Genomic DNA, 20,958 nt, shown 5'->3' on the forward strand with positions numbered 1-20,958 from the left:
GTTTTGATGCATGTCATCGCATGCATTAGCGGCTTATAGGGGCGAGGATGAAGATATCAGTTCATGCCGTGGGCCGGATGAAAGCCGGCCCCGAGAAGTTGCTCGCCGACCGCTATTTCGAGCGTTTCGCCAAGAGCGGCCCTGCGGTGGGGCTCGAATTCGCCGGCATTGCCGAGATCGCCGAAGGTCGCGGCCAGACCGCCAACGAGCGGCGGCGTGAGGAAGGCCAGAAGCTGCAGATGCAATTGCAGCCTGGCACCGCGCTGATTCTGCTCGACGAACGCGGCAAAAGCTTTTCCTCGGAAGATTTCGCCGGGCGCCTCGGCGTGTTGCGTGACGGTGGCCGCAAGGCGCTGGTCATCGCCATCGGCGGCGCCGACGGCCACGACCAGTCGCTGCGCGATCAGGCCGAATTGGTGATGTCGTTCGGATTGCTGACCTGGCCGCATCAATTGGTGCGGGTGATGCTGGGAGAGCAGCTCTATCGGGTGGCAACCATCCTTTCGGGACATCCCTATCATCGCTCGTAAACCGGTGAATTGGCGCGACTCACGCGGATTTCCGCCCCAATGCCATGCAAGACTGGCTTTTGGTATTATGCATGTCGCATTGCGGAACCTGACCACTTTTGGGCGACATGCGTTCGGAAACGGGCCTTTCAAACATGGTTGATGGTTCGTTAACGAAGCCGCAGATAGAGTCGACACCGAATGTCTGAAGGCTGGAAATCGAGAACGGGCTCATGGCGCGCGCGCTGCGGCATCGCGGCGGCGGTGCTTGTCCTGTCGCTGCATGCGGGGCAGGCCGAAAATACGCTCGACATGGCTCCTGATCCGGACCAGAGCAGGGCGGAATACGAGCGGGTCTCGAAGGAGATCACGCTGTCGTCGGAACGGTTGGCCAAGCTCTCCGCCGACATCGCGACCATCAAGAAGGATCACGCCTCGATCACCGCCGCCCTGATCCAGTCGGCGATGACCGAGCAGAAGCTCGGCCAGGACATCGAGGACATCGGCGCCAGGCTGGAAGGGCTGAAGGGCCAGGAACAGACGATTCGCGCTTCGCTCGCGGCGCGACGCGACGTGCTGGCCGAAGTGCTGGGCGCGCTGCAGCGCATGGGGCTGAACCCGCCGCCGGCGATCCTGGTCAAGCCCGAGGACGCGCTGTCGTCGGTGCGCAGTGCCATCCTGCTCGGCGCGGTGGTGCCGGAATTGCGTCAGCAGACCGATATCCTGCTCGCCGATCTCAAGGAGCAGACCAAGGTCACGGCCTCGATCGAGGCCGAACGAGCGCGGCTGACGGCGGCGGTCGGCGACCAGGCCGCGGAAAAAAAACGGCTCGGCATGCTGCTGGAAGCCAAGCAGAAGCTCGAAGCCGACACGCAAACGCAAATGGCCGCTGAAAAGCAGCGATCCGAGGCGCTGGCGGCCAAGGCCGGCAGCCTGAAGGAATTGATCGCGTCGCTCGAAGCGCAAGCCGACAAGACCCGCAAGGCTGCCGATGCGGCCAAGGCCGCCGAGCAGAAGACGGCGGACAGCGACAAGACGTCAACGCCGGCGGAACTGGCGTCGCTGCCGGTGCCGGAAGGCAACCAGCTTGCCGCCGTAGCGCCTTTTTCAGCGCTGCAGGGACAGATCGCGCTACCGGTGACCGGCCGCATCAAACGGCGATTCGGCGCCGATGACGGTAACGGCGCGGTGATGCTTGGCGACATGGTTGCGACACAATCGGGAGCCATCGTTACCGCGCCGGCGGATGGGAATGTGCTTTATGCGGGGCCGTTTCGCTCTTATGGTCAACTCTTGATCCTGAACGCAGGCGACGGCTATCATGTCGTTTTGGCGGGGATGAGCAGAATCAGCGTCGCAACCGGTCAATCAGTGCTCGCAGGAGAGCCGGTCGGCGCGATGGGAGAGGCCAGGGTGGCGAGCACCTCGGTTTCGAAGAATGGAAATGCCACGCCGGAACTCTATGTCGAGTTTCGCAAGGATGGAAAACCCGTCGATCCGACCCCATGGTGGGCGGACCGTTTTTCTGGAAGGACGTGAATAATGCGGAAACTGTCGCTTCTGTTTGCCGGTGCGCTGATGGGCGCCTCCGCCATGAGCCTTGTTTATGGCACGCCCGGCTCGGCGGCGAACGCTGCAGGGTCGGAGACCTACAAGCAATTGGCGATCTTCGGCGATATCTTCGAGCGGGTGCGGGCACAGTATGTCACACCGCCCGACGACAAGTCGCTGGTCGAGAACGCCATCAACGGCATGCTTGCCTCGCTTGACCCGCACTCCTCCTACATGAATGCCGAGCAGGCGCAGGATATGCGCGTCCAGACCAAGGGCGAGTTCGGCGGCCTCGGCATCGAGGTCACGATGGAGAACGATCTGGTCAAGGTGATCACACCGATCGACGACACACCGGCTGCCAAGGCTGGCGTGCTGGCCGGGGACTATATCGCCAAGATCGACGGTGAAGAGGTTCGCGGCCTGACCCTCAACGACGCGGTCGACAAGATGCGCGGCCTGGTCAACACGCCGATCAAGCTGACCATCCTGCGCCAGGGCGCCGACAAGCCGATAGAACTGACGGTCGTGCGCGACATCATCAAGGTCAAGGCGGTCAAGTTCCGGGTCGAAAACGACATCGGCTACATGAAGATCACCTCCTTCACCGAAAAGACCTATGACGACCTCGAGAACGCCATCGACACCATCAAGAAGCAGGTGCCGGACGACAAGCTCAAGGGCTACGTGCTCGATCTGCGCCTCAATCCGGGTGGTCTGCTCGATCAGGCGGTGAGCGTGTCCGATGCCTTCCTCAACCGCGGCGAGATCGTCTCGACGCGCGGCCGCGATCCCAAGGACGTCACTCGCTTCGACGCCAAGCCAAAGCAGGTCGACGACATCAACGGCAAGCCGATGATCGTTCTGGTCAATGGCGGTTCGGCCAGCGCGTCGGAGATCGTCGCCGGCGCGCTGCAGGATCTGCGCCGCGTCACGGTGGTCGGCACGCAGTCCTTCGGCAAAGGTTCGGTGCAGACCATCATTCCGCTCGGCGAGAATGGCGCGCTCAGGCTGACGACGGCGCTCTATTACACGCCGTCCGGCAAGTCGATCCAGGGCAAGGGCATCACGCCCGACATCAAGGTCGACCAGCCATTGCCGCCGGAACTGCAGGGCAGGGACCTGACGCGCGGCGAATCCGATCTCAAGGGCCATATCAAGGGCGCCGACGAGGGCACGACCGGTTCGGGCTCGGCGGCCTATGTGCCGCCGGATCCGAAGGACGATCTGCAGCTCATTTATGCCGAGCAGCTGCTGCGCGGCCAGAAGACCGATCCGTCCTTCCCGCCCAATCCGCAGAAGGCCGTTCTCAACCAGTAGCGGCGGGCCGGACAAGTAGGTCTGGCCGCCCGATGGAAGCAATGCGAAGCTGCCGGGACCGAAAGGTTCCGGCAGTTTGATTCGGGGGCAAGGCAAAACCCCAGACACGGCGCCAGGGGTGCGTCAGGATTGATGAATTCGCGCATGTCTTTTCGAAGCGGTTTCGTCTTCGAAGCTGATGCGCCCGGGGATTAGGGCTTGGCTGATATAGGCAAGGACATCGAACGCCCGCTCGGACAGGCTGTCCGGTCGCCGCGCGCCGCCGGCAAGGTCAGCGGCGGCACGGTCTTGGCGGCCTTGGCCGCGCTGGCTGTGGTCGGCGTCTCCGGCGCGATCGCGCTCAGGGAAAAGCCGTTTCGAAAGCCGCAAGAAGTTGCCGTTTCGACACCGAAAGTAGCTGCGGCGGCCGAACCCGCTGCCATGCCGGCCGCATTGGCCCCGGTGGCGACGCCAAAACCGGAGACGCCGGCAAAGACAGGCGGGCCGCAGATCATCCACGTACAGACGGAAGAGGGCGATGGCCCGCCCAAGGCGGGGATCGTCATTCGCGACCCATCGACCATCGGCCAGAACCTGAAGATCGCGCATATTCCCGACAAGGCGCTGATCGAAGGCAGCGAAACCGGGCCTTTGCCTGTGCGCGGGGCTGACGGTCGGCGGCCGTTCGACGTCTATGCGCGGCCCTGGTCGGGCGGGCGTGGGGCGCGGGTGGCGATCGTCATCGGCGGGCTTTCGGTTTCGCAGACAGGCACCCAGGCGGCCATCGCCAAGCTCCCGGCGGAAGTGACGCTGGCCTTCGCGCCGCAAGGCAACAGCATCGGCCGCTGGATGCAGGCGGCCCGGCAGAGCGGCCACGAGATCGTCATGCAGGTGCCGCTCGAACCATTCGACTATCCAAACATCAATCCCGGTCGCAACACGCTGACGGTGGCGGCGAGCGCGGACGAGAATTTGAAGAACCTGCACTGGGCGCTGTCGCGGACGACCAACTACACCGGCGTCATGAACTACATGGGCGCGCGCTTTTCCGCCGATGCGGCGGCGATGGAGCCGTTCATGGCCGAACTCGGCAAACGCGGCCTCGCCTATATCGACGACGGCTCATCGGTGCGCAGCCTGGCGCCCAACCTGGCGCTCAGGGATGGTGTGCCCTTCGTCTCCGGCGACATGGCGATCGATGCGGTGCAGGACCGCGGCGAAATCCTGAAGAAACTCGACAGTCTCGAAGCGACCGCGCGGGCCAAAGGCACTGCCGTCGGCATCGGCTCGGCCTTCGATCTGACGGTTGACACCGTGTCGTCCTGGGTGGTTGAGGCCAAGAAGCGCGGCATCGAGATCGTGCCGGTTTCAGCGGTGGCCGTTGACCCGCAAAAAGGCTAGCCACGTCCTGATTGGACGACGACCGGAAAGACTGACCGATGCCGAAGACAAAACAAATCGACCGCGAAACGCTGCCTTATCGGCCCTGTGTCGGATTGATGATCCTCAATGCCGAAGGCCTGGTCTGGGTCGGGCATCGCATTGCCGAGCCGGACAGCGAATTTGCCGGCACGACGCAGCTTTGGCAGATGCCACAGGGCGGCATCGACAAGGGCGAGGAGCCGTTGCAGGCGGCAGAGCGCGAACTCTATGAAGAGACCGGCATGCGAGGCGTCTCGCTGCTGGCCGAAGCGCCCAACTGGATCAACTATGATTTGCCGGACCATCTCGTCGGCATCGCCTTCAAGGGCCGATATCGCGGCCAGACGCAGAAATGGTTCGCCTTTCGCTTCCACGGCGATACCAGCGAGATCCAGATCAACCCGCCGCCGGGCGGCCATACCGCGGAATTCGACAAATGGGCATGGCGGCCGATGCGGGACCTGCCCGACCTGATCGTGCCGTTCAAGCGCCATGTCTATGAGGACGTGGTGGCGGCGTTCCGCCATCTGGTGCAATAGCCCTGGCAGGAAACGACCCGGTTGCCGCGCCGACCCGGCGGTCCTATTGATGTCTATCCGCTAGAAGAAGGGTCGCCATGAACGACGCCCCCAAAAGGTCGCTGCCCGAAGAGGTCACCGCCACAAGCGAAGCGGTGGCGGGAGCCATCCTCACCATCGATCTCGGTGCTATCCGTGACAACTACCGGCGGCTGAAAGCGCGGTTGGGCGATGTTGGCTGTGCCGGGGTGGTCAAGGCCGACGGCTACGGCGTCGGCGCCAGCCAGGTCGCGGCGGCGCTGCTGCGCGAAGGCTGCGACACCTTCTTCGTCGCGCTCCTGGCCGAAGGCGTCGCCTTGCGCCGCTCGCTTGGGCCGGGCCCGACCATTTTCGTGTTGAACGGCATTCCGCCGGGTGCCGAGCCGGACGCTGTGGCGGCAGACCTTTGCGCAGTCATCAACAGCCCGGAACAATTGGTGGCCTGGCGTGCGGCGGCTCGACGCGCCGGCCGAAAACTGCCGGCCGCGATCCAGGTCGACAGCGGCATGTCGCGGCTTGGCATGGCGCCCCGGGATGTGGAGCGCGTTGCCGCCGATCCGCATGCGTTCGACGGCATCGACATCCGCTTCGTGATGAGCCATCTGGCCTGCGCCGACGAGTCGGAGCACCCGGCCAATGAGCGGCAGCGACTGGCGTTCGAGCGGCTGCGCGCACTGTTGCCGAAGGCGCCGGCCTCGCTGACCAATTCGTCCGGCATCTTTCTGGGACAGCGCTTCCACTACGATCTCGCGCGCCCCGGTGCCGCGCTCTACGGCATCAATCCGACACCGGCCAGGCCGAACCCGATGCTGCCGGTGGTGCGGCTGGAGGCCAAGGTCGTGCAGACACGCATGCTGGAGGCCGGCGTCGGTGTCGGCTACGGCCACATGTTCCAAACGACGGCTCCGCTCGCTGCCGCGACGATCTCGCTAGGCTATGCCGATGGCTGGCACCGACGCGCGGCGTCCGCGGCCTGGTTCGAGGGCGCGCGCCTGCCCTTCCTCGGGCGGGTGTCGATGGATTCGATCACTCTCGACATCTCCGCCCTGCCGTCCGGCAAGCTCCGCGAGGGGGATCTCGTCGAATTGCTCGGTCCCTCGCAAAGCGTCGATGAGGCTGCCGGCCATGCCGGCACCATCGGCTACGAGATCCTGACCAGCCTCGGCCCGCGCTTCCATCGGCGCTATCTCAATAGCTAACGCTTGGCGTGTAGCCCCTTGGCGGGCGCCACAGAATCCGGCAGACAGAAGATGGCACCGGTTTGGGCGTCGCCGTGGAGTGTTGTACGATGAAGATCATGGTGCTGGGCGGTGGCGTCATCGGGGTGACCACGGCGTATTTTCTCGCCGAAGCCGGCCACGAGGTGACGGTTCTCGACCGCCAGAAAGGCCCGGCGCTGGAAACCAGCTTCGCCAATGCCGGCGAGATATCGCCCGGCTACGCCTCGCCCTGGGCCGGGCCCGGCATTCCGCTGAAGGCGATCAAATGGCTGCTGATGAAGCATGGCCCGCTGGTCGTGCGGCCGGCCTTCGATCCGCATATGTGGACATGGCTGGTCAAGATGCTGCGCAACTGCACGGCCGAGCGCTATGCAATCAACAAGGCGCGCATGGTGCCGCTGGCCGAATACAGCCGCGACACGCTGAAGGCGCTGCGCGAATCGACCGGCATCGCCTATGACGAGCGGACCCAAGGCACGTTGCAGTTGTTTCGCACGCAAAAGCAGCTCGACGGCACCGGCGGCGATGTCGAGGTGCTGAAGAAGTATGGCGTCCCCTATGAGATCCTCGATCAGGACGGCTGCATTGCGGCGGAGCCGGGCCTGGCCGGGGTGCGCGAAAAGTTCGTCGGCGGCCTCAGGCTGCCGCGTGACGAGACCGGCGACTGCAAGATGTTCACCGATAGGCTGGCCGAGCTCTGTGTGGCGCGCGGCGTCAAGTTCGAATACGACGTGACGATCTGGCGTATCATCCGCAGCCGCAACCGCATCGCCAATCTCAGCACCAGCAAGGGCTGGAAAGCCGCCGACGCCTATGTGATGGCGATGGGCAGCTATTCGGCAGGTTTCATGCGCCGGGTGAAGCGGCCGATCCCGGTCTATCCGGTCAAGGGCTATTCGATCACCGTGCCGATCAAGGATGCCGCCGCGGCACCGGTGTCGACGGTGATGGACGAGACCTACAAGGTGGCGATCACCAGGCTCGGCGACCGCATCCGGGTCGGCGGTACGGCCGAGATTTCCGGCTTCGACCTCAGGCTGCACGAATCGCGCCGCCGCACGCTGGAGCACTCGGTCGGCGATCTCTTTCCGGGCGCCGGCGCCATGCGGGACGCGACCTTCTGGTGCGGGCTACGGCCGATGACGCCGGATGGTCCGCCGCTGATCGGCCGCACCGAGCTTTCCAATCTCTATCTCAACACCGGCCACGGCACGCTCGGCTGGACCATGGCCTGCGGCTCGGGCAAGGTTCTGGCTGACATCATCTCCAGCCGGGTGCCGGACATCGATGTCCGCGACCTCGCCCAGGAGCGCTATTTGCGATAGAAGATCAGAACGACTGCCGGACCCGGTCTTCGTCGAATGGGCGCATTGGCAGACAAGGTTGGGCGTGTGGTGAATTCGTTTTTGCTCGACCCGCCTTGGATGGCGGATTTGCTTTATCGGTTTTGCGAAATCAGGTGAACAGGCTTCTCGCCCGCTCCACCGCCTTGGTGATGAAGCTGGCAACGATCTGGACGCGGCGCAGCGGCCTGACCGATTCGTGATAGACCAGCCAGTAGGCGCGGCGAATGGGTGCGACCACATCGACCGGCACCAATTCCGGCATCGAGCGAGCGACGAAGGTGTGCAGGATGCCGATGCCGGCGCCCGAGCGCACCGCTTCGGCCTGGCCGAGCGCCGAAGAGATGGCGAAGCTGGTGCGCCAGTCCGCGCTGAACTCGGCCGCGTAGTCGAGCGAGGGGCTGACGATGAGGTCCGGCACATAGCCGATGAGGGTGTGCTGGCCCAATTCGGCGGCGGTCTGGGGCAAACCATGCACTTGCGCATAGTCGCGTGAGGCAAACAGGCCGAGCGAGTAGTCGACCAGCTTTCCCGCCACCAGCCGGCCCTCCGTCGGCCGTTCCACGGTGATGGCGATATCGGCCTCGCGGCGCGACAGGGAGAAGGAGCGCGGCACCGGCACGAGCTGGATCGTGAGTTCGCGGTGCAGCGCGGTCAGTTCGCCGAGGCGCTTGGCCAGGAAGGCGACGCCAAAACCGTCCGGTGCGCCGATGCGCACTGTGCCAGAGACATCGTCGCCTTCGCCGGCAATGGTCGAGCGCGCGGCGATCATGTCGCCTTCCATGCGCTCGGCAATGTCGAGAAAGCGCTCGCCGGCCGGCGTCAGCTCGCTGCCGGTGGTCAGCCGGCGAAACAGTTTTGAGCGCAGCGCATCCTCGAGCGCGGCGATGCGGCGCGAGACTGTGGCGTGGTTGAGTTCCAGGCGCTTGGCGGCGCCAAGGATCTGGCCGGCGCGGGCCACGGCAAGGAAGATGCGGACGTCATCCCAGTTCATGGGAATGGTCCAGATGAAAATCGCCGACGCTGCGTTCTGTGGCGCCCCCTTCTGTTCTGCCGGACATCTCCCCCTCAAGGGGGGAGATTGGCAGCTTCGCCGACAGCTCTTCGTTAACAGCCTCAATAATTGGCGAAGCCGAAGATGACAGCGCAATCTCCCCCCTAGAGGGGGAGATGTCCGGCAGGACAGAGGGGGGCGCGAAAGAACTCAATCTCAGCAGCAATTGCATCCCACCATTTGCGGGAATTGATGCTCGCCCGTCAATCGTTATCTATTTCCCGCACAACGGTTGCGTTCTCCCTCGCGTTGCCATCGCCGCTGCAAAGGCGGACAATGGGCCATCACAAACAAAGGGAGAGAGATCATGATCGACTACGGTCATTTCATCGGCGGTAAGCATGTCGCCGGGACCAGCGGCCGCAAGCAGGATGTCATGCAGCCGATGGACGGCTCCGTGCGCGGCACGGTGGCACTGGCTTCGCAGGCGGAACTGCGCGCGGCGGTCCAGAATGCCAAGGCAGCGCAGCCCAAATGGGCGGCGACCAACCCGCAGCGCCGCGTGCGCGTGCTGATGAAGTTCCTCGAACTCGTCGCCCGCGACTATGACGAACTGGCCGACATCCTGGCGCGCGAGCATGGCAAGACGATCGGCGACGCCAAGGGCGACATCCAGCGCGGCCTCGAAGTGGTCGAGGTCTGCATCGGCGCGCCGCACATGATGAAGGGCGAATTCACCGACGGCGCCGGCCCCGGCATCGACGTCTATTCGATGCGCCAGCCGCTCGGCGTCGTTGCCGGCATCACGCCGTTCAACTTCCCGGCGATGATCCCCCTGTGGAAGATCGCGCCGGCCATCGCCTGCGGCAACGCCTTCATCCTGAAGCCGTCGGAGCGCGACCCGGGCGTGCCGATGCGCATTGCCGAACTGTTCCTCGAGGCCGGCCTGCCGGCGGGCATCCTCAACGTCGTCAATGGCGACAAGGACGTCGTCGACGCCATCCTCGACGACCCCGACATCAAGGCCATCGGCTTTGTCGGCTCGACGCCGATCGCCCATTACATCTATTCGCGCGGCACCGCCGCCGGCAAGCGCGTGCAGTGCTTCGGCGGCGCCAAGAACCACATGATCATCATGCCCGACGCCGACATGGACCAGACCGTCGACGCGCTGATCGGCGCCGGCTACGGCTCGGCCGGCGAGCGCTGCATGGCGATCTCAGTGGCCGTCCCGGTCGGCAATGACACGGCCAACCGGCTGATGGAAAAGCTGATCCCGCGCGTCGAAAGCCTGAAGGTCGGTCCCTCGACGGACTCTTCTGCTGATTTCGGCCCGCTGGTGACGGCGCAGGCCCTGGAGCGTGTCAAGGGCTATGTCGACACCGGCGTCAAGGAAGGCGCCAAGCTGGTCGTCGACGGCCGCGGCTTCTCCATGCAGGGCTATGAAGACGGCTACTATATGGGCGGCTGCCTGTTCGACAACGTGACCGCCGATATGCGCATCTACAAGGAAGAGATTTTTGGGCCGGTGCTCTCGGTGGTGCGCGCGCCGACCTATGAAAGCGCGATCAAGCTCGCCAACGACCACGAGATGGGCAATGGCGTCGCCATCTTCACTCGTGACGGCGATGCCGCGCGCGACTTCGCCTCGCGTGTCCAGGTCGGTATGGTCGGCATCAACGTGCCGATCCCGGTGCCGATCGCCTACTACACGTTCGGCGGCTGGAAGGCATCTTCGTTCGGCGACCTCAACCAGCACGGCCCGGACGCGTTCCGCTTCTACACCAAGACCAAGACGGTGACTTCGCGCTGGCCTTCCGGCATCAAGGATGGTGCGGAATTCGTCATCCCGACGATGAACTGACCGGATAACAACCGATTTTGACTTCAAGGCCCGGGCGCCAATGTGCCCGGGCCTTTTGCAATCCGGTCGCGGACCGTATCGGCCTAAACGTTAATGTGATGGAACCGGAGGGGCGTTTGTAGTCTTAGGTTTCAATCCTGCCGCGAAGGAGGTGCGGCAGATCAACCAACGGCGCTAGCGACAGCTTCGGGGGCACCGCGTGGCGCAAGGAGATGTCGGATGACACGTCTCATGGCAATGCTACTTTGTGCTGCGTCTTCGTGTTTTGCAGTCCCGGCCTTGGCGGCCGGACAATGCGCAGCCCGAGCGGATATGATCAAGGCGCTCGGCGAGAAGTTTCACGAAAGCGAGGCAGCGCGCGGCCTGGTCAACCCGAGCGTGATTCTCGAAGTCTTCGTTTCCGACCAGGGCACCTGGACTATCCTCGCCACCGATACGCAAGGTCAGAGCTGCGTCATCACCGCAGGCGAAGGTTGGGACGGTGCGTTGGTGACGGCTGCCTTGCCAGGTGCCTGAACCGAAGCGCGGAAAAGACCCGAGGACAGATGCCGGGCCAATTTGAGGGCTCTCAGCGCGTGGCAGCCAGTTCCGCGTGGCCGCGCAGCAGCGCCATCAGCCGCTTGGCGTCCTTGGCCGCGGCTTCCTCGTCGCCGTCGAGGATCGAGCGGATCAGCGCGACATGGTGCTCGGCGGATTCGGCAAGGCCGGTGTCGGCCTTGTAGCGGAACCAGAAGCGGCGGCTGTGGGTCTGCAAGGGGGCCGCCAGCCGAGCGGCGAATGGGTTGTCGGCGGCCAGGGCTAGCGCTTCGTCGAGCGCCTTGTCGGCCTGGATGAAGGCAAGTACGTTGCCCGCGATGACCGCCTTCTGCATGGCAAGCGCTGCTTCGTGAAACAGGTCGGCTGCCTCGCGGGTGACGAAGCGGGCGGCTGAACGGGCCAGCACTACCTCGACGCCGCGGCGCGCGTCGAGCACGCGCAGCCAGTCGCCGGGATGCAGCGGAGCGATCGCGATGCCGGCGCGCGGTCGCACGTCGAGCAACCCTTCCCACGCCAACCGCTGGATCGCCTCGCGTACCGGCGTGCGACCAAGCCCGAGCCTGTCGATCAGGGCGCCCTCGGTGACGAAGCTCGCAGGAGCCAGCTCGAGCGTGACGATCATGTGCTCGAGCACATGATAGGCCTTGGTCGCGGCTGGCTCGGTCACGGTGCTGGCTTCCATGGATATCAAAGGCGCTCTCCTGATATATCTTGCATATATCACAACGGAATCCGCATTGACAGGTAGTTTCTTAATAGATATACGGCTGATATATCAGATGGAGAGATGATCATGTGGACCGGAGTTTTTCCAGCCGTCACGACCAAATTCACTGCGGATGATCGTCTCGATCATGGCGAGATGGAGCGTTGCTTCAACCTGCAGATGGAGGCCGGCTGCGACGGCATCATCGTCTGCGGATCGCTCGGCGAAGGGCCGATGCTGTCGCCCGACGAGAAGATCGAAGTGCTGAAGACCGCGCAGAAAGTTGCCAGCAAGAAGCCGGTGCTGCTGACCGTCAACGAGGCCGGCACCCGTGAGGCCGCCAGTATCGCCAGGCGCGCCGCGAAAGAAGGCGCCAACGGCCTGATGGTCGTGCCGAGCCCGATCTATCACACCAATGCGGAAGAGACGGTCGCGGCGCTCCGCGCTGTCGCCGAGGCCGGCGACCTGCCGGTCATGATCTACTCCAACCGGCTTGCCTACCGCGTCGACGTCACCGTGGACCAGATGGAAGAGCTGGCATCGGACAAGCGCTTCGTCGCCATCAAGGAATCCTCCGACGACATCCGCCGCTCGACCGAGATCATCAATCGCCTCGGTAACCGCTACGACCTGTTCACCGGCGTCGACAATCTCGCCTTCGAGGCGCTGTCGGTCGGCGCCATCGGCTGGGTGGCCGGACTGGTCACCGCGTTCCCCCGCGAGACAGTCGCCATCTACCAGCTGATGAAGCAGGGCCGCCGCGAAGAGGCGCTCGCTATCTACCGCTGGTTCCGTCCGCTGCTCGATCTCGACGTCTCGACCTATCTGGTCCAGAACATCAAGCTTGCCGAAGTGTTCGCGATCAACACCAACGACCGCGTCCGCATGCCGCGCCAGCCGCTGTCGGGCGAGCGCCGCAAGGCAGTCGAGAAGATCGTCAAGGACGCGCTGGCGGTTCGGCCAACACTGCCGTCGTTCTGAGGAAAGTTATATGCCGAATCGGATCCATCTCAAGCGCGTCGAAAGCGATGGGGATTGGGCGGCATATCATCGTATTCGCAAGCGCGTTCTTTGGGAGGACCGGGGCTTGGATGGCTATGACGAACGGCATCCCGACGACCGCCTTGCGAGCAATCATCCACTACTCCTCATTCGCGACGGCGTGCCGGTAGGGACCGCGAGGCTGGACGTTGCCGGTCCGCGTCTTGGTGTTGCCCGGCTCGTTGCCATCGAGCCGGGCATGCAGCGGCGTGGCTTCGGCCGAATCCTTATGCAGGAAGTCGAGGCCTATGCATGCCGCCTTGGTTTGGAGCAGCTTGAAGTCAATGCGGCCAAGGAGGCAGAAGGGTTTTATCAGGCCCTCGGTTGGACGGTCGCCCAGTCCGACCGGGAAAACCCGCTGATGACAAAAGCCCTCAACCCTGGAGATATCCGGTCGTGACGGCGCCAACCGAGATCTCGGACATCGCCATCGTCGGTGGCGGCATCATTGGCATCTGTGCCGCCGCTTCTCTGGCCGAGGCGGGACGCAATGTCACGATCTTCGATAGGACGGGCATTTGCGAGGAGACGAGTTCCGGCAATGCCGCCGCCTTTGCCTTTTCCGACGTGCTGCCGATGGCGCATAAGGGCATGGTGCGGCAGCTGCCGAAATGGCTGGCCGATCCGCTCGGCCCGCTCAGCATTCCACCGGCCTATCTGCCGAAGCTTCTGCCCTGGCTAATCCGCTTCTGGCGCGCCGGGGCGCCGGAAAAATACGAGGCGAGCCTCGCCGCCCAGGCTGGCATGATGAAGCTCGCCGAAGCGGAGTGGATGGGGCTGCTCGATCGCTCCGGAACGCGGTCGATGCTGCGCGAGGACGGTTCACTCGAACTGTACGAAAGCGAAGCCGAGTTTCAGGCCGGGCTGCCCGGCTGGGCGGTGCGCGAGCGTTTCGGCATCGGCTTTCGCCATGTCGAGGGCGAAGAGCTGGCTGCCTTGCAGCCGGGGCTTTCGCCACGCTTCGTCAAGGGCACGTTCGTGCCGGGATGGAAGACCGTCGCCGACCCGAAACTGCTCGGCAAGGCGGTGTGGGCCTATGCGCAGACCAAGGGCGCCCGCTTTGAAAAGGCACGGATCGATCGCGTCACAGCCAACCAGGAAGGTGCTGCGCTGGCATTGGCTGACGGCACGACCAGGCAAGCCCGGCATCTTGTCATCGCCGCCGGCGCCTGGTCGCATCAGCTGGCGAGGCAGCTCGGCGATCGCATTCCGCTGGAGACCGAGCGCGGCTACAATACCACGCTGCCGACGAGCGCCTTCGACGTGAAGCGGATGCTGATCTTCTCGGGGCACGGCTTCGTCATCACGCCGCTCGAAACGGGCCTGCGCGTCGGCGGCGCGGTCGAACTTGGCGGCATCGAGCGGCCGCCCAATTATGCCAGGTCGAAGGCGCTGTTGCGGAAGGCGCAGAAGTTCCTGCCGGGCCTCGATCCCTCGGGCGGGCGCGAATGGATGGGGTTCCGTCCCTCGCTGCCGGATTCGGTGCCTGTCATCGGCGGCGCGCCGGGAAGGAGGTCGGTGGTTTATGCCTTCGGCCATGGCCATCTCGGCCTGACCCAGGCGGCGGCCACCGGACGGTTGATCAGAGACCTCGTCCTGGGGCAGACTTCGCCGATCGATCTGGCCCCCTTCAGTCCACAACGATTTTGACTTTCGTGGGTTTTGATTTTTCAAGGAGCGTCATGGCCAAGAAATCCTTCTTCTGCATAGACGGCCACACCTGCGGCAATCCGGTGCGCCTGGTCGCCGGCGGTGGCCCGCTGCTGCAGGGCTCGACGATGATGGAACGGCGGGCGCATTTCCTCGCAGAGTATGACTGGATCCGCACCGGGCTGATGTTCGAGCCGCGCGGCCACGACGTGATGTCCGGCTCCATCCTCTATCCGCCGACGCGCGAGGATTGCGACATCGCCATCCTGTTCATCGAAACCTCCGGCTGCCTTCCGATGTGCGGCCATGGCACCATCGGCACGGTGACTTTTGCCATCGAGCATGGGCTGATCAAGCCGAAGACGCCGGGCGTGCTTCGGCTCGACACGCCGGCCGGCCTGGTCATCGCCGAGTACAGCCAAGTCGGCGACTATGTCGAGGAGGTGCGCATCACCAATGTGCCGTCTTTCCTCTACGCAGAGGGGCTGACGGTCGAGTGTCCGCAGCTCGGCGAAATCACCGTCGACGTCGCCTATGGCGGCAACTTCTACGCCATCGTCGAGCCGCAGAAGAACTATCGTGACATGGCCGATCATTCGGCGGGCGACTTCATTGCCTGGAGCCCGGTGGTGCGGCAGCGGCTCAACGAGAAATATTCCTTCGTGCATCCGGAGAACCCGGGCATCAACCGGCTGTCGCACATGCTGTGGACCGGCGCGCCGACGGTGGATGGTGCGGACGCACGCAACGCCGTGTTCTACGGCGACAAGGCGATCGACCGCTCGCCCTGCGGCACCGGCACCTCGGCGCGCATGGCGCAGCTTCATGCCAAGGGCAAACTCAAGGCCGGCGACAGCTTCGTCCATGAATCGATCATCGGTTCGCTGTTCAAGGGCAAGGTCGAAAAGGACGTCACCATCGCCGGCAAACCGGCCATTATTCCGTCGATCGGCGGCTGGGCGCGGATGACCGGATTGAACACCATTTTCATCGACGACCGCGATCCGTTCGCGCATGGTTTTGTGGTCAAGTGAAGGGGAACCTGACCCCGGGGAAAGGAACGGAACGAAAAACGGGCCGTGTCAGCAACGCAACGATTCTTCTCATCACCTAATTTTGACGGCGATTTCTTCGAAACGGGGCGCATGATGCGGTCGAATCGTCAAAGACATTGCGTTATGCCAATGGTAGGGTCCGCGATAGTCCAGGGGTCGGATGAGAGAAAACGGGCAATCGGACGGCGTGCCGCGAAAACACGCATGACGATTGAAAAATGACGTTGCAATCCGGGCTCGAAACTTTACGACTAGGGGAAATACGAAAAGGAATGCGTCTGCATGGGCGACATTCCAGGGGAGCCATGTACACATGCAGTATTTTGTCCAGCAGCTTATCAACGGGCTGACGCTGGGATCGATCTATGGGCTGATCGCGATCGGCTACACGATGGTCTACGGCATCATCGGCATGATCAACTTCGCCCATGGCGATATCTTTATGGTGGGTGCCTTCACGGCACTGATCGTCTTCCTCGCACTTGGCGCGCTGTTCTATTCGGTGCCGGTGGTGCTGGCGCTGCTGCTCATGATGATCGTGGCGATGCTGCTCACCAGCCTCTACAACTGGACGATCGAGAAGGTTGCCTACCGGCCACTACGCGGCTCATTCCGGCTGGCGCCGCTGATCACCGCGATCGGCATGTCGATCGCGCTGTCGAATTTCGTCCAGGTGACGCAGGGGCCGCGCAACAAGCCGATCCCGCCGATGGTTTCGCAGGTTTACAACATCAACGGCATCAGTGTGTCGCTGAAGCAGATCATCATCGTCATCGTCACGGCGCTGCTGCTGGCGCTGTTCTGGTATCTGGTCAACAGGACTTCGCTTGGGCGGGCGCAGCGGGCCTGTGAGCAGGACCGCAAGATGGCGGCGCTGCTCGGCATCGATGTCGACCGCACCATCTCGATTACCTTCATCATGGGTGCGGCCCTTGCCGCCGTCGCCGGTACGCTCTTCCTGATGTATTACGGCGTCATTGCCTTCTCGGACGGTTTCACGCCCGGCGTGAAAGCCTTCACGGCGGCGGTGCTGGGCGGCATCGGTTCGCTGCCGGGTGCGGTGCTCGGCGGGCTGATGATCGGCTTCATCGAGAGCATGTGGTCGGCCTATTTCTCGATCGACTACAAGGACGTCGCGGCGTTCTCGATCCTGGCGATCGTGCTGATCTTCCTGCCTTCCGGCATATTGGGCCGGCCAGAAGTCGAAAAGGTCTGAGACCATGGCCGTCACCGTATCTCCGGAGCGCGACGCCGTCGCCACCCCCATGCAGCGCGCCACGCGCGAGGCGCTTTATGCCGGCGCCATAGCGTTTGGCCTGTTCGTGCTGTTCATCGGCCTGAAGACGGGTCAGAACATTTCCAATGAGCTGGTCCTGACGACGCGCTGGGGCCTGCTTGCCGCCGTGGTGATCGCCACGGCTGTCGGGCGGTTTCTTTATGTCGCTTATGGCCAGCCCTTCCTGGCCAACCAGAAGATCACCGACGTCGCCACCGGTCTGCTGCCGGCCAGCGTGGCGTCGCGCTTCTTCCAGTTGCCGGCCTTTATCGTGGCAATCATCGCCGCGGTGCTGCTGTTCGTGTTCAACAACTCTTTCGTCGGATGGGTGGGAGCTGAGCCGGCAGGCTATCTGCAATTCCTGCGCGCCCTGGCGGTCGTCTATGTGCTGGCTTGCGTGATCTACTATTTCAGAGCCTTCATCCATGCCAACTTCACCAAACTCGGCATTGCCGCGCTTGTGCTGTACCCGATCCTCGTGGTCGCGGTGCTGTCGCTGAGTGCCTGGTCGATTGTCGGAGGGCTGCAGGGTTCGCTGAAATGGGTCGATAATTTCGGCATCCAGATCCTGATCTATGTGATGCTGGCCTGGGGCCTGAACATCGTCGTCGGCCTCGCCGGCCTGCTCGATCTCGGCTACGTCGCCTTTTATGCAATTGGCGCCTATGCCTATGCGTTGCTCGGCACCCAATACGGCCTGTCGTTCTGGATCCTGCTGCCGGCAGCGGGTGCCATGGCCGCCTTCTGGGGCGTGCTGCTCGGCTTCCCGGTGCTGCGCCTGCGCGGCGACTATCTGGCAATCGTCACGCTGGCGTTCGGCGAGATCATCCGGTTGGTGCTGATCAACTGGCGCGAGGTCACCAACGGGTCGGCCGGTATCTCCGGCATTCCCAAGGTCAGCTTCTTCGGCCTGATGTCGTTCAACGTGTCAGACCCGAACTACATCGCCAAGGTGTTGGGCATCGCCCAGTCGGGCGCGTATTACAAGATTTTCCTCTATTATCTCATCCTGGGCCTGTGCCTGCTCACCGCCTTCGTCACCATCCGGCTGCGGCGCCTGCCGGTCGGCCGCGCATGGGAAGCGCTGCGCGAAGACGAGATCGCCTGCCGGTCTCTGGGCATCAACACGACGACAACCAAGCTCACGGCTTTTGCCACAGGCGCCATGTTCGGTGGCTTCGCCGGCTCGTTCTTCGCCGCGCGGCAAGGCTTCGTCAGCCCGGAATCCTTCGTCTTCCTGGAATCGGCCATCATCCTGGCCATCGTCGTTCTCGGCGGCATGGGTTCGCTGGTCGGCATTGCGGTTGCCGCGATGGTGATGATCGGCGGCACCGAGGCGCTGCGCGAGCTCGACTTCCTCAAGCAGATATTTGGGCCGGACTTCACGCCGGAACTCTACCGCATGCTTCTGTTCGGCATGGCCATGGTCATCGTCATGCTGTGGAAGCCGCGCGGGTTTGTCGGCAGTCGCGAGCCGACCGCCTTCCTCAAGGTGCGAAGAGCGGTCTCCGGCTCCTTCACCAAGGAGGGCCACGGCTGATGAATGCGAGCACGATTCAGGGGACCAATCCGGGCATGAACGACGCCATCCTGCAGGTCGAGCATCTGTCGATGAAGTTCGGCGGCCTGGTAGCCATCGGCGACCTGTCCTTCGCCGCTAGGCGCGGCGAGATCACCGCGCTGATCGGCCCCAACGGCGCCGGCAAGACCACCGTGTTCAACTGCATCACCGGCTTCTACAAGCCGTCGGAAGGCATGATCACGCTCAACCGGAACGACGGCACGAGCTATTTGCTCGAGCGACTGCCCAACCATGAGATCCCGGCGCGCGCCAAGGTGGCGCGCACCTTCCAGAACATCCGCCTGTTCTCGGGCATGACGCTGCTGGAGAACCTGCTGGTTGCCCAGCACAACAAGCTGATGAAAGCCTCGGGCTATACGATCCTGGGCCTGTTCGGCTTCAGCGGCTACCGCAAGGCCTCGGCCGAATCGGTGGAGCTTGCCAAGCACTGGCTGGAGAAGGCCGATCTTGTCGACCGCGCCGACGATCCGGCCGGCGACCTGCCCTATGGCGCGCAGCGGCGTCTCGAGATCGCGCGCGCCATGTGCACGGGGCCGGAGCTTCTATGCCTCGACGAGCCGGCAGCCGGCCTCAATCCGAAGGAATCGGCGGCGCTCAATGAGCTGCTGATCGATATCAAGAACACATCAGGCGCCTCGATCCTGTTGATCGAGCATGACATGTCGGTGGTCATGCAAATCTCCGACCATGTCGTGGTGCTGGAATATGGCCGCAAGATCTCCGACGGCAGTCCGCAGTCGGTGCGCACCGACCCGCGCGTCATCGCCGCCTATCTCGGCGTCGATGACGAGGAAGTCGAGTCGGTGCTGACCGAAGTCGGCGATGAAGACGTCATCGAACAGCTCGATACGGGGCCGGATGCAGCACACGGCCCGGGGACATCGTCTTCCTATCTCGCCGGGCCGGTGACCGACACGGTCGGCCATAGTTCGGGCGAGCGGGTTACGGTAGCCAAGGGCGCCTCGAAGGCCGGTCAGGTCGATGCACGATCGCTCGCCGCTGCAAACAAGGCGGCCCCGGCGGCGGCGGTGCCGGCTGAGAAGCCTGCTCCGGCGTCAAAGGCCAAGCCGGCTCCGAAGGCGGCATCAAAGACGACCACCGGGACGACTGCAAAGTCGACCGCGGCGTCCGGACCGGCCAAACCGGCAACCAAGGCTCCGGCGGCGAAGGCCGGGGGGATCTCCAACCGGTTGGCGGCGCCTCGCGGCGGCAAGGCCGACAATTTGACCCGCATCAGGGGGATCGGTTCGGTCAACGAGAAGAAGCTCAACGATCACGGCATCTTCCATTTCGACCAGATCGGCGCCTGGAAAAAGGCCGACGTCGAAGCCGCCGAAGCCTATCTTGCCTTCGACGGGCGCATCGCGCGCGAGGAATGGGTCAAGCAGGCCAAGCTGCTCAGCCAGGGCAAGGACACGGAATTCTCGCGCCGCGTCGATGCGGGCAAGGTGGCGACCAGCCATGCTTCCGGAAAAACTGCTGCCAAGCCTGTGGCGGGCAAGCGCGGAGGGGGCAAGTGATGGCCAGGACAACGCTGCTCGATATCAAGGGCGTGCAGACCTACTACGGCAACATCCGGGCGCTTAACGGCGTCGATGTCACCGTGAAGGAAGGTGAGATCGTGGCGCTGATCGGCGCCAACGGCGCCGGCAAGTCGACGCTGATGATGACCATTTTCGGCGCGCCGCGGGCTCGCGCCGGCACCATCACCTTCGCCGGCACCGACATCACGCAATTGCCGACGCACGAGATCGCGCGCATGCGCATCGCCCAATCGCCCGAAGGCCGGCGCATCTTTCCGCGCATGACGGTGATGGAAAACCTGCAGATGGGCGCCAGCCTCGACAACCTCCAACACTATGACGAGGACGTCGAGAAGGTGTTCAAGCTGTTCCCGCGGCTCAAGGAGCGCATCGCCCAGCGCGGCGGCACACTGTCGGGCGGCGAGCAGCAGATGCTGTCGATCGGACGCGCGCTGATGGCGCGGCCGAAGCTGCTTTTGCTCGACGAGCCGTCGCTGGGTCTGGCGCCGCTGATCGTCAAGCAGATCTTCGACGCCATCCGCGAGTTGAACCGCACGCAGGGGCTGACCGTATTCCTGGTCGAGCAGAACGCCTTCGGCGCTCTCAAGCTCGCCACGCGCGGCTATGTCATGGTCAACGGCAATGTGACGATGAGCGGCACCGGTAAGGAACTGCTCGCCAATCCGGAAGTGCGCGCCGCCTATCTCGAAGGCGGACACCACTGAGTTTGGAGCGGAATGTGTGCGTTCGGTATTCCGCTCCCAATTGTTTGTTTGTCGCATGATCTTTGTCCGAAAAGTCTGCAACTTTTCGGGATCATGATAAGGAG

General features: G+C 63.7%; 19 protein-coding genes. 17 read left to right on the forward strand and 2 right to left on the reverse strand.

Annotated elements, in window-relative coordinates; genetic code table 11:
* The first annotated feature begins 47 nt into the window (after positions 1–47).
* From rlmH to NKJ06_RS05910, 7 genes are all read left to right on the forward strand, one after another.
* Positions 48–530 carry a 23S rRNA (pseudouridine(1915)-N(3))-methyltransferase RlmH gene (gene rlmH / locus NKJ06_RS05880; protein ID WP_352631925.1) on the forward strand — a complete coding sequence of 161 codons (483 nt, stop codon included), beginning with the start codon at positions 48–50 and terminating at the stop codon, positions 528–530.
* Positions 531–710: 180 nt separating this feature from the next.
* Positions 711–2,048, forward strand: a complete 1,338-nt coding sequence (locus NKJ06_RS05885) for a murein hydrolase activator EnvC family protein (RefSeq protein WP_352631927.1) — start codon at positions 711–713, stop codon at positions 2,046–2,048.
* A complete protein-coding gene (locus tag NKJ06_RS05890; protein WP_352632067.1) occupies positions 2,049–3,380 on the forward strand; it encodes a S41 family peptidase in 1,332 nt (443 codons plus the stop codon).
* A 198-nt stretch (positions 3,381–3,578) separates the two neighbouring features.
* On the forward strand, positions 3,579–4,760 hold the full coding sequence (locus NKJ06_RS05895) for a divergent polysaccharide deacetylase family protein (RefSeq protein WP_352631928.1): 1,182 nt from the start codon (positions 3,579–3,581) through the stop codon (positions 4,758–4,760).
* A 38-nt stretch (positions 4,761–4,798) separates the two neighbouring features.
* The gene (locus NKJ06_RS05900; protein WP_352631930.1) at positions 4,799–5,320 is read left to right on the forward strand and encodes an RNA pyrophosphohydrolase; all 522 of its coding nucleotides are present in this window, start codon (positions 4,799–4,801) and stop codon (positions 5,318–5,320) included.
* 77 nt (positions 5,321–5,397) lie between these two features.
* Entirely contained in the window at positions 5,398–6,537 is a 1,140-nt protein-coding gene (alr, locus tag NKJ06_RS05905; protein ID WP_352631932.1) for an alanine racemase, read from the forward strand.
* Between the two features lie 89 nt (positions 6,538–6,626).
* Positions 6,627–7,883 carry a D-amino acid dehydrogenase gene (locus NKJ06_RS05910; protein WP_352631934.1) on the forward strand — a complete coding sequence of 419 codons (1,257 nt, stop codon included), beginning with the start codon at positions 6,627–6,629 and terminating at the stop codon, positions 7,881–7,883.
* Positions 7,884–8,013: 130 nt separating this feature from the next.
* Here NKJ06_RS05910 and NKJ06_RS05915 read toward each other — a convergent pair whose 3' ends face one another.
* Complete coding sequence (locus tag NKJ06_RS05915) at positions 8,014–8,895, reverse strand: LysR family transcriptional regulator (protein ID WP_352631936.1); 882 nt, start codon at positions 8,893–8,895, stop codon at positions 8,014–8,016.
* Positions 8,896–9,262: 367 nt separating this feature from the next.
* Between NKJ06_RS05915 and NKJ06_RS05920 the strand changes: the two genes are divergently transcribed.
* Positions 9,263–10,759, forward strand: coding sequence for a CoA-acylating methylmalonate-semialdehyde dehydrogenase (locus NKJ06_RS05920; protein ID WP_352631938.1), 1,497 nt, complete (start codon positions 9,263–9,265; stop codon positions 10,757–10,759).
* 312 nt (positions 10,760–11,071) lie between these two features.
* Positions 11,072–11,275: a hypothetical protein gene (locus tag NKJ06_RS05925; protein WP_352631940.1), complete on the forward strand. Its 204-nt coding sequence runs from the start codon at positions 11,072–11,074 to the stop codon at positions 11,273–11,275.
* A gap of 52 nt (positions 11,276–11,327) precedes the next feature.
* Here the strand turns inward: NKJ06_RS05925 and NKJ06_RS05930 are convergent, their stop codons facing one another.
* Positions 11,328–11,978 (reverse strand): GntR family transcriptional regulator, encoded by a 651-nt coding sequence (locus NKJ06_RS05930; RefSeq protein ID WP_352632069.1) that lies wholly within the window; start codon positions 11,976–11,978, stop codon positions 11,328–11,330.
* 111 nt (positions 11,979–12,089) lie between these two features.
* Here NKJ06_RS05930 and NKJ06_RS05935 point away from each other — a divergent pair, with 111 nt between their 5' ends.
* The 8 genes from NKJ06_RS05935 to NKJ06_RS05970 all read left to right on the forward strand — a co-directional run bounded on the left by NKJ06_RS05935 (position 12,090) and on the right by NKJ06_RS05970 (position 20,854).
* On the forward strand, positions 12,090–12,983 hold the full coding sequence (locus NKJ06_RS05935; protein WP_352631942.1) for a dihydrodipicolinate synthase family protein: 894 nt from the start codon (positions 12,090–12,092) through the stop codon (positions 12,981–12,983).
* 10 nt (positions 12,984–12,993) lie between these two features.
* Entirely contained in the window at positions 12,994–13,443 is a 450-nt protein-coding gene (locus NKJ06_RS05940) for a GNAT family N-acetyltransferase (RefSeq protein WP_352631944.1), read from the forward strand.
* Entirely contained in the window at positions 13,440–14,693 is a 1,254-nt protein-coding gene (locus NKJ06_RS05945) for an NAD(P)/FAD-dependent oxidoreductase (RefSeq protein ID WP_352631946.1), read from the forward strand. The genes NKJ06_RS05940 and NKJ06_RS05945 overlap by 4 nt, the downstream gene beginning before the upstream one ends.
* Before the next feature lie 32 nt (positions 14,694–14,725).
* Positions 14,726–15,727, forward strand: a complete 1,002-nt coding sequence (locus NKJ06_RS05950) for a 4-hydroxyproline epimerase (RefSeq protein WP_352631948.1) — start codon at positions 14,726–14,728, stop codon at positions 15,725–15,727.
* Between the two features lie 334 nt (positions 15,728–16,061).
* Entirely contained in the window at positions 16,062–16,964 is a 903-nt protein-coding gene (locus tag NKJ06_RS05955) for a branched-chain amino acid ABC transporter permease (protein WP_352631950.1), read from the forward strand.
* A gap of 4 nt (positions 16,965–16,968) precedes the next feature.
* Positions 16,969–18,564 carry a high-affinity branched-chain amino acid ABC transporter permease LivM gene (livM, locus tag NKJ06_RS05960; protein WP_352631952.1) on the forward strand — a complete coding sequence of 532 codons (1,596 nt, stop codon included), beginning with the start codon at positions 16,969–16,971 and terminating at the stop codon, positions 18,562–18,564.
* Complete coding sequence (locus tag NKJ06_RS05965) at positions 18,564–20,126, forward strand: ATP-binding cassette domain-containing protein (RefSeq protein ID WP_352631954.1); 1,563 nt, start codon at positions 18,564–18,566, stop codon at positions 20,124–20,126. Before livM ends, NKJ06_RS05965 begins: the two co-directional genes overlap by 1 nt.
* On the forward strand, positions 20,126–20,854 hold the full coding sequence (locus NKJ06_RS05970) for an ABC transporter ATP-binding protein (protein WP_352631956.1): 729 nt from the start codon (positions 20,126–20,128) through the stop codon (positions 20,852–20,854). The genes NKJ06_RS05965 and NKJ06_RS05970 overlap by 1 nt, the downstream gene beginning before the upstream one ends.
* Positions 20,855–20,958 lie beyond the last annotated feature (104 nt).

Origin of the sequence: Mesorhizobium sp. M0293 (assembly GCF_040321735.1) — a bacterium.
In the GTDB taxonomy this organism is placed as follows: Bacteria; Pseudomonadota; Alphaproteobacteria; order Rhizobiales; family Rhizobiaceae; genus Mesorhizobium.